Source organism: Streptomyces sp. RP5T (genome assembly GCF_003933965.1).
In the GTDB taxonomy this organism is placed as follows: Bacteria; Actinomycetota; Actinomycetes; order Streptomycetales; family Streptomycetaceae; genus Streptomyces.
On record NZ_RSAJ01000035.1, the window covers coordinates 21421 to 30832 of the forward strand.

Below are 9412 nucleotides of genomic sequence, written 5' to 3' on the forward strand. Positions count from 1 at the left end.
CACGCCAGCAGTCACGACGCAGGCACCGCGCGCCGACGGGCACCGCATGCCGTGCCCGCCGGTGGACGTTGTTCTGCTTCTGTCCCGGCCGCCTCCTGTGGGCTATCACCCGCAGGCACACCGGTCGGGCCAGGAACGGCAGTCGGACCACGATGCCGATCATGACGAAGCAGGTTTCACGCCGACCGGCCAGGCGTGTGCCAACCACTTCTGTCAAGGGCGGCGTCGGTGGGCTGCGGGTCGACGCCGTTCAGTGCGGCCAGCGCGGCGTCGTCGAGCCTGATCATTCCGGCGGCGGTGTTCACCTCCAGGTGGCCGGCGTCCGCGGTCCCGGGGATGAGCAGTACGTTCGGCGCATGGTGGAGCAGCCAGGCGAGGCCGATCTGCGAGGGGGTACAGGCGGCGGCACGGGCGGCGGCGGTGGCGGCCGGATCGTCGGTCACCTTCGGCCTGCCGGGGGCAGCACCGCCGAGCGGGAAGAACGGGACCCATGCGATCTGCTGGTCGGCGCACAGCCGCAGCATCTCCTCGTCGCCGCGTGACACCAGGCTGTAGGAGTTCTGGACGCAGGCGATCCCAGCGGGGAGGGCTCGGCGCAGTCCGTGGAGGGTGACGCCGCTCAGGCCGATCGCGCCGATCTTGCCCTCGTCCCGCAGTGCGGTCATCATCGCGAGCTGGTCGTCGAGGTCGACCACCTGGTCGCCCTCCGCCCGTATCCCCGGCCGGTCATCCATGCGGCGCAGGTTAACCACCGGGATCTGGTCCAGGCCGAGGGATACGAGGTTGTCCTCGACGCTCGCCCGCAGCTCCTCGGGCCGTTGAGCGGGGCGCAGCGGGATGGGGCCGCCCGGATCGGGGTCGGCGCCGATCTTGCTGACGACCACGACGCCGTCCTCGGGGCGGAACGCGTCGCGGATGAGCCCGTTGACGAAGCCGTCGCCGTAGAACTGGGCGGTGTCGACGTGGTCGATGCCGAGTTCGGCCGCGCGGCGCAGGAGCGCGACGGCGGCGCCGCGGTCGGTGTGCAGGCGCCTCAACTGCATGGCGCCGTATCCGATGCGGGAGACCGTACGGCCCGCGAGCGTCCCGGCTCCTCCGGGGCGAGGGGCGCCGGTGGCCGTGAGCCGGGTGGAGGAAGCACTGGCGGAGGAAGCACTGATCGCGGTCATGGGAGGCTCCGGCCTCTATGAGACGATAGGAGAAGCGGAGGATCCTCCGCTTGATGCGACCGTACCATGCATACCGGAGGTTCCTCCGTTTTGAGTTCCGTCGACCCGACCCCTTCGGTGACCGGCCCGTCGAAGAAGCCCCGGGGCCCGCGCGCCGACGCGCTGCGCAACCGGGACAAGCTCGTCCAGGCCGCCCGGGCCGCGTTCGCAACCTCGGACGGCGCCCTCCCACTGGAAGGCATCGCCCGCGAGGCCGGTGTCGGCATCGGCACGCTGTACCGCCACTTCCCGACCCGCGAGGCCCTGGTGGAGGCCGTGTACGCCGCCGAGCTCGACGACGTCACGGACAGCGCTCCCGCCCTGCTCGACGAGTTGGCGCCGGACGCGGCGCTCAGGGCCTGGATGGAGCGCTACGCCGCATTCGTCGCGATGAAGCGCGGCATGGCGGACACGCTCCGCGCCGGCTGGGCCTCGGGTCGGATCGCCACACCGGCCACCCGGGAACGCATCACCGCTGCCGTTGCCACGCTCCTCGCCGCCGGAGCCGAAGCCGGATCACTGCGCGCCGACGTCGAGCCGCAGGACGTCAGCGTGATGCTGATGGGCATCTTCCTCGTCGGCGCCGCCTACAACACCCGCGAGCAGACGGGCCGGTTGATCGACCTCGTCATGGACGCACTGCGGCCGTCCCGGTGACCGTGCACCGGCCGGGCTGCGCGATCAATCCGGTCACCTGGGCCACCCTCGACGACACCGACCGGCGGGCCGCCCTCTACGTCAGTGCACCCAGTTCTTCGCGCCGCCGCCGCGCCACTCGATCAGCGCGGACTGCTGCACCCACACCTCGTCGACGTCGTCCAGGCCGATACGACGCAGGAACTCGACGACGTCCAGCAGGCCGTACGCCAGCCCCACGAACCGGTCACCGACGCGTACCCGTCGGCCGCCGTCTTCCGCAGGCGGGTAGATCACGATGGGCTGTGTGGTGGCCATGGCACCAGCGTGCGGTGTGGGGCCTCCGCGCGCATGCGGGGCAGCGGGGGTACTCGTGAGGCTGATGCTGCCGGAGCACTGACACCGGCCGGTCAGGGTCGCGTGCGCGGCGACGGTACCGCCACCCGAGTGACCCGAAGGTCATTCACTCGTTTGACGGGGTGGATCCCAGCGCGTCCCTCGACGAAAGCCCCCGCTCCATGCGCCTTCGCTCCCTTCGGAACCCCGCCGAGCGCTCCAGAGAGGCAATCCTGGAAGCCGAAAGCACCCTGATCGAGCAGTACGGCGATCTGGCCCGCCTGGCACATGTCGTGCTGCCCGACTCACTCGGCCGACACCGACGCGTTCTGCTCGCCCACTCCGTGGTCCAGCGTGCCCTGCGCACCGCCCACCCGCCACGCTTCCCACCGACCGTTCCTCCGCCGCGCCAGGAGAACCCGGAGCGGGCCGCGTTGAAACGGTCGTACCTCGTCACCGTGGTGCGGGACGCCCTCGCCCACGGCAGGCGACCGACCGGCTGGCCGGCCCGACTGGCCCCGCCGCGCGCCCTGGTCCCCCGCCTGCCGCTCGTGCTGGGGCTGCGGCTGTTCCCCCGGTCGGGCAGCGCGGACGAACTGCGTTTCGCCCAGGCACTGTCGGGACTGTCCGCGCCTGCCCGGGCCGCCTTCATGCTCCGTCTGCACGGCATGCCCGACGACACCGCCGCCCACGTGCTCGCCCAAGCGGGTGTGGACGACCCCGCCGACGCGGTGCGGGAGGCCCACGTCGTCGCGGCGGAAGCACGCCTCGGGGCGTCGGCTCTCCAGGAGTTCGACGCCTGCGCCCTCCAGGCAAGCCCCACCGACCTGTTGCGTCGCCGTCGCAGGACGCGCGCGGGGGCGGGGGCAGTGGCGGCTCTGGCACTCCTGGCCATGGGAGCCGTGCTGACCAGCCCGACGGACCACCGCGCATCGCAGCCCGTCCTCCGGTCCGGCGCCACCGGTCCCGTACTGGAGGCCGGTGACCTCACCCGCGCCCCGGCCGGGCTGTGGGACGACACCTCCCGCGTCGACTTCACCGCCTGGCCCGCGCGCGGTTCCCGCGTCGAGGACAAGGACCTGCTCGCGCGTGCCCTGCGCACCTGGACCCGGCCCCCGCTCGGCACACGCGTCACCGCGGCCCGCGGCACCTCCATCCTGCCGCCCGTCTCGGCACCGCAGCTCCTCTACTCGGGCGACGTCCAAGGACAGGCCGTCGTCCTGTTCTACGACGGTCAGCGGCTGGCCCGTTACACCGAACGCGTGTCTTCGGACCGGTCTCCGGCAGCGGCCTCCCGCATGACGAGGTCGCTCGCGGTGGCACGCGTCGACGACGCGGACGTGACGACAGCGGCGGCCGTGGCCCTGGCCTCCGGCCCCGCGGGCGTGCGCTACCTGATCGCGCCCTGGATCGCCGAGGCAAAGACCCGGGACCTGCTCCACCCCGACACCCCGGCACGGCCGTTGGACGTGTCACGCGAGGGCGTCACACGGCCCGTGCCGGTCCTGTCCCCGGGAGGGGGCTGCGCCGGCGGGCCGGTCCTGCAACTGCGGTCCTCGGAGCGGATCGCCGAACGTCACGCGTTCCTGCTCGCCGGGGTGGGCGAGCTGTCCCCCGTCCATCTCACCTACACACCGCTGCCCGGTCACGGCACACCGCCCGCGCGCCAGCCCCGGGAGGCCACAGGCCCCGCTGCCCTGCTGGCCTGGTCCCGTCATGCCTGTGCTCTGGGCGAGCTCCGTGGCACCGGCGTCCGCGCCGTCAACGCCTGGGACTTCGCGGAACAGGACCTGCCGGACGGGGGTGGACACGCCGTATGGGCCTGCGCCCGCACCAGTACGTGGCGCGGCCCGGGCGAGGCGACGGTGACCCTGCGGACGTCGAGGGACACGCCGGACGCACCCGCGCTGGTCATCTCCCGCGAGCAGTCGACCGCGGTGTGCAGCCGGTTCGGCCAGCACGTGGCGAGCGCGACCGGTTGGCGCTCGCCGAAGGGCCGGTGGTACGTCCTGGCAGCCGGCAGCCGCGCCGTCACCGCCCTCACGGTCGACGGCACCGTCTCGACCCACCGACCGGGCCGGACCTTGTCGGTCCCCGCTCCCCCGCACCCGAACGTCACGGTACGCGCGGACCTGGTGACGGGTGCCCACCTGCGCGGACTCGTCCCGTCCGCCCGGCGCTGAGACACGGGACCGGTCCACTTCGGGGTGCGTGCACCGCACGGTTTCGCCGGAGAACCGGAGAACCGGATTTGACGCATAATCATCATGGCAGGTACATGACGGACTGGGATCGCAGGGCATACCATCACAGCGCCCCGGAGGGGCGGTCGACGGTGTGTCCGGCCCCCACCGGACACCCTGCGCCGCTCCTTCGCGTACCCGGCCCCGCCGGGGCCGGATTCCCCCCACGGATGAAGGAGCAGCAATGCCCCTCGGCACTTCGCTCGGCACTTGGCTCAAGGCAGGCACGTCCGCCACAGCACTCGTCCTCGCCATGGCGGGCGCGGCGACAGCCGCCCCCGCTCCCGCGGGTGAGTCGTCCGCCGCTCAGGCGGCAGCGGTGACCCTTCGCTACGACGACAGCCGCGCCGCGGGCTGGGAGGCCGCGATCGCGGCCGGAGTCGCCTCGTGGAACGCGAACGTGAGCAACGTCCATCTGGTGGAGGCGGCGCCCGGCACCGGGGCCGAGATCGTGATCGTCGCCACCACGGGCTGGCCGCAGGCCACGCTCGGCCCCGTTCGTCCGGGCCGTCAGGTCCGCGTCGAACTCGGCAGCCAGGCCGTGGACCAGGGCTACAACAAGACCCGGATCGCCGCGCACGAGCTGGGGCACAGCCTCGGCCTCCCGGACACCAAGCCCGGCCCCTGCACACAGCTCATGTCGGGGTCGAGCGCGGGCACGGCCTGCACCAATGCGACACCGAATGCCACGGAGCGCTCGCGCGTGCAGTCCGCCTACGCCAGCGGACTCGCCGCGCTCGCGCCCACCGCCGACCGGATGCTCATCGACGCGCCCTGACCGCAGGGCCGTAAAACCGACGTCCTCCCCGGGCATCTCGACGAGACGAGATGCCCGGGAAGGATCACCCGCTCCCCCGTCGCACTGACCGATCAAGCACGTGGGATGTCCCGGCCGGTCGGCCGGTACTCGATCAGCAGCACCCGGCCGTCCAGGACCCGGTTTCCGACGAGCTCCAGGTCTGCCGATGCCACCTCAGCGAAGAACGGCTCGCGGCCCGAAGGCCCCACCAGCAGGGGGAAGGTCATCAGCCTCAAGCGGTCGACGAGGTGGGCGCCGAGCAGTTGCCGGGCGACGGAAAGGCTGCCCATCGTGCGCAACGGAACGTCGCTGTCGCGTTTGAGCCGCGCCACCTCGCCGAGGAGGTCGTCTCGGCAGATGCGGGTGTGCGGCCAGGACGTGGCCTCCACCGTGGTCGAGAACACCACGGTGCGCGTCTCCGTCAGACGCCGCGTGGAGTCGTCACGTGCCTGGTCCGGCAAGCCGGCCAGTGCTTCGTAGGTACGGCGCCCCAGGATGACCAGTTGCGGGCGGGCCGACTCGCGGGCGACCCATTCCTCCAGGTCGGGGCCGAGGTATCCGAAGTAACCCGGCGAGGTCACGCTGCCGGCCCACCCGTCAACCGACAGGAACACATCGACGGTCAGTGTCTGCATCACTCGTCCCTTCGACGGACTTCCAAAGGGACGTCGGAGCCACACCGGCCATCTCGACATGTGCCTCGGCGGGACCGGGCACGATCAGGTGGACCACGTCATGGTCGACCCGTCCATGATGACCACCTTGCCGTCCGTGCGGAGGATCAGCTTCGCGCCCGGGTGGCCCCATACGTCCGCACCCCAGATGGGCCGGTCGTCGCCGTTGTGGATGACGAGGTTGCCGTCCGTCTGGAAGCGGGCCGTGTGGTTCTGGCCGAAGGTCATCGACGCCCAGGTGGCCTTGCCCTTCTCGTTGTAGACGACGAGGTTGCCGTCCGCCTGCATGACCATCTTGATGCGGTTGGTGCTCCAGGACTCACCGACGGACAGGGTGCTCGGTGCCGTGACGGACGTGCTGGTCCACACCGGCGCCTTGGACCGGCTCGGCTTCACCGAGGGTGTCGCGCTGGGAGTCGGCTTGGGCTTCGTGTCGGCGGCCTTGTTCACCGGCGCCGTGGACTTGGAGGGGCTCGGCTTCGCGGACTTCGTCGCCGGCCTTCTGCTCGGGGTGGCGGTCGGGGTCTGGGTGGCATAGTCCTCCGGTGCCTCCTGGGCCGCGTTCGCCCCCAGCAGGGTGTCGCTGTCCTCACGCCCGACGGAGTTGGCCGTCTTCTGCTTGTTGTCGTCGTCCTGTCCGGCCATGAGCAGGAAGGGCACGGCGACCAGGACGGCGCCGACGATGCCCGCCGCGGCCAGCATCGGCTTCTTGGGCCGCCCGCCACGGGAGTCCCCCGCGTCGGCGTCGCCGGAAGGGCCCTCGGCCACCGTTGAGACAGGCACCACTGCCGTCGCCGCCTCGTCCGCCCCGCTCCGCGCCTGCGCCGCTGCGGCGCCGCCGTCCGGTTCGGCTCGCTCGGCCGCACCCGGCACGTGCGCCTCGTCCGCTTCCCGGGTGGCGGCGTCGTCCGACAGCGTTGTCGTCGCACCGACGCCCTCCGCAGCGGCCCTCTCGGGGCCGGGTCCCGCGACGGTCGGTGCGTTCTCCGCGGCCTCGCCCTTCGTCGTGTCAGGAGCGGTGGCCGGGATCCGGCCCGGGGTCAGGGTCCCCTCGGGCGGCTCGGAGGACGCGGGCAGGGCGACCGCGACGCGTATCTGCGGGGCGCCTTGTGCGGTGCCGTGGGACGTACCGTCTCCCGCGTTTCGTGGGGCACTCATTCGGGCCTTCTCCGGTCGTTCGTCGGTGGTCGTTGTGGGCTTGTCGGTCGTGAGCCGGCATCAGCGGGCGTCCGGGGGCGGCCCGCACAGGTCAGAGGATCCAGCGGTCCGCGGACCCGCATCCGCCGATCTCCAGGTGCGCGTCGTTGCCCGCCGACGCGCCGCCTTCGAGTCCCAGGCAGAGGTTGTTGCTGGAGTAACTGCGGATCCAGTACGAGCCGTCCGAGCGCGGGTTGAGCCACCACAGCTGGTTGTCGGAGGTCGCCCGGCAGTGGTACTCGGTGACGTTGGTGCCCGCGGCCGCCGCACCGAAGTAGGGCAGGTCCATGCAGAACTTGTCCTTGCTGTTCCTGATGAGGAAGAGCGAGGCCCCCTGGGGTCCGCCCTTGGCCTGGGCGACCTCCAGGTTCCACAGCTGGTTGTCCCCGGTGGTGCCGTTGCAGGGGTACTGGTTGACCGGGCCGTCGATCTTGCCGTTGCCGTAGTTCGGGACGTCGGCGCACAGGCCCGTCGTGGAGTTCTTCAGCAGGATGTTGCCGGCGCTGGAGGCCGCGTTGGCCTTCTGGCGGAGCTTTTCGGCGGAACTGAGGGTGGGTGCCTTGCCCTTGCTGGGCTTCGCGGACCGGGAGGCTGTGGGAGATGCCTTCTTCTCCTGGGCGACCGGCACGGCCTTCTCGCCCTTGGGCTGCTTCTCCTCGGGCGACTTGCTGGGCGAGGAGGACGTGGAGGGGGACGGCGAGGGCGACTGGGTCGCGTAGCTCTCCGAGGCCTGCGGTCTCTGGTCGGCGTCCAGGACCGTCCCGGCCGCGTTGTCGGTCCGGTCCGAGCCGCGCTCCTCCTTGTCGCCCTGTCCCGCCACGAGGAACGGGACTCCTATCAGGATCGCCCCGACGATGGCCGCGGCGGCCAGCATCGGCTTCTTGGGCCCGCTGTGCGCCTGTCCGACGGCCGCGGGGCCCTCGCCGCCGCTGCCCCCTGCCACGACGACGGTGTCGGCCTCGGGCTCACTTGCGGTGGGGTCGGGTGCGCTCGCGGCAGCGCCGGGTTCGGCGGGAGCCGAAGCGGACTCGGTCTTGCCGGCCGTGGACCCGGCCTGTTCTTCCCCTGCCTCCGAAGCACCCTCGGCGCCCTCGTCCGCGTTCCCGACCCGGACGGGTCCGGTGGGCGCACCCTCCGGCCGGGCAGGCGCGGAGAACGCCGCGGAGGTGGACGAGGTCCCTGGCGCGGGGGAAGGGACCGGGGCGGTCGGCTCCGCGTTCGCCTTGGGGCGCCCCGCACCCGGTGTCAGCGCTGTACCGGGGTCCTGTGCCGTTCCCTGGAGGGGCACTGCCCGGCGGATGGTCACGCCGGAGGAACCGGAAGCGTCCGCCGATCCGCCGGCACGGGTGGCGCCCGACGGACTGGACGCGGTCGGCGGTGTCTCACGGGCCGGATCGGTCTGCCGAGTCATACGACTGCCCCTCATGTCAGTGGTTCGCTGTGGTGTGTGCCTCCGGGGCGCCGAAGGGCCCGGAGCAGCGCTCCGGCCACTGATCGGCGCTCGCCGGTGCGGAGCGTCCGCGCACGGCCTCGTCCAGACGGGCGAGTGCGGCGCTGTCGGCTTCGGGGTCGGTACGGGCCGGCCCGTGCGCGGGCAGTTCGCGCAGGAAGATCTGTCGGGCCGTGGCCTGTCCGGCTCGGCGGACGTCCAGAACCCTGAAGGTGGCCCCAGGGGGGAACACGACTTCCTCCGGCCCGTCGCCGGGGTCCGACAGCTGTCGTACCCGGCGCGCGCCGACGGACCAGATGACGTAACTGGCACCTGTCGTCATGCTCGGGCGGACCGGGTCGAGCGGGGTGGCGCTCACCGGCGCGGCGTCCCGCAGCAGTGTCCCGGGGCGTGGCACGCCGCCGTCCGGGGCGGCTCCGGTGGAGCGCAGCACCACGCCCCGGTAGGAGGGCAGCCGGTTCAGCGCCGATGCCAGACACGCCAGGTACGGCAGCAGGCCCTCCTCGTGCCCGTGCAGGGCGCGCGTCAGTGCCCGGTGGCTCAACGGCCCCTCCGTGGCGTGCAGGTACAGCCGTAGCGCGATCAGGTCGGCGCGAGCGGCTTCCTGCTCCTTGCCCCGCAGGGCGGGCATCCGGGCGAGTGCCCGGGCGACGGCGGTACCGTGCCGGTCCCACTCCGCGTCCGCCAGCGCACGGAAGGCGGTGCGGTCGTCCTCGGTGCTGCGATGACCTGGGCTGAAGGGGACCGGAGGGAGGGGTGTGCTCTGCGGCTGCGGGGCCTCGGGGACTTGGCGAGGTTCGGCGGTTTCCTCCGAAGCCGGGGCCGCCGGCGGGGGTGGTGACGGTGCGTCGGGGAGCTCACTGGGAGCG

General features: G+C 72.3%; 8 protein-coding genes and 1 pseudogene. 3 read left to right on the forward strand and 6 right to left on the reverse strand.

The window, feature by feature from the left end; translation table 11 throughout:
* Window positions 1–176 precede the first annotated feature (176 nt).
* On the reverse strand, window positions 177–1169 hold the full coding sequence (locus EHS43_RS06400; RefSeq protein ID WP_125189559.1) for an aldo/keto reductase: 993 nt from the start codon (window positions 1167–1169) through the stop codon (window positions 177–179).
* A gap of 90 nt (window positions 1170–1259) precedes the next feature.
* On the opposite strand from EHS43_RS06400, the gene EHS43_RS06405 reads away from it, so the two are divergent.
* The gene (locus EHS43_RS06405) at window positions 1260–1865 is read left to right on the forward strand and encodes a TetR/AcrR family transcriptional regulator (RefSeq protein ID WP_260470406.1); all 606 of its coding nucleotides are present in this window, start codon (window positions 1260–1262) and stop codon (window positions 1863–1865) included.
* A gap of 81 nt (window positions 1866–1946) precedes the next feature.
* On the opposite strand, the gene EHS43_RS06410 is transcribed toward EHS43_RS06405, so the two are convergent.
* Complete coding sequence (locus EHS43_RS06410; protein WP_125189561.1) at window positions 1947–2162, reverse strand: hypothetical protein; 216 nt, start codon at window positions 2160–2162, stop codon at window positions 1947–1949.
* Window positions 2163–2362: 200 nt separating this feature from the next.
* Here EHS43_RS06410 and EHS43_RS06415 point away from each other — a divergent pair, with 200 nt between their 5' ends.
* Complete coding sequence (locus EHS43_RS06415; protein ID WP_125189562.1) at window positions 2363–4363, forward strand: hypothetical protein; 2001 nt, start codon at window positions 2363–2365, stop codon at window positions 4361–4363.
* A gap of 244 nt (window positions 4364–4607) precedes the next feature.
* Window positions 4608–5201, forward strand: coding sequence for a snapalysin family zinc-dependent metalloprotease (locus EHS43_RS06420; protein ID WP_125189563.1), 594 nt, complete (start codon window positions 4608–4610; stop codon window positions 5199–5201).
* Between the two features lie 92 nt (window positions 5202–5293).
* Here the strand turns inward: EHS43_RS06420 and EHS43_RS06425 are convergent, their stop codons facing one another.
* The 4 genes and pseudogenes from EHS43_RS06425 to EHS43_RS06440 all read right to left on the reverse strand — a co-directional run.
* The gene (locus EHS43_RS06425; RefSeq protein ID WP_185806134.1) at window positions 5294–5857 is read right to left on the reverse strand and encodes a dihydrofolate reductase family protein; all 564 of its coding nucleotides are present in this window, start codon (window positions 5855–5857) and stop codon (window positions 5294–5296) included.
* Window positions 5858–5941: 84 nt separating this feature from the next.
* Entirely contained in the window at window positions 5942–7054 is a 1113-nt protein-coding gene (locus tag EHS43_RS06430; protein WP_125189565.1) for a mannose-binding protein, read from the reverse strand.
* A 91-nt stretch (window positions 7055–7145) separates the two neighbouring features.
* A complete protein-coding gene (locus tag EHS43_RS06435) occupies window positions 7146–8504 on the reverse strand; it encodes an RICIN domain-containing protein (protein ID WP_260470407.1) in 1359 nt (452 codons plus the stop codon).
* 16 nt (window positions 8505–8520) lie between these two features.
* Window positions 8521–9412 (reverse strand): annotated as a pseudogene (locus EHS43_RS06440) (hypothetical protein); the annotation flags it as partial.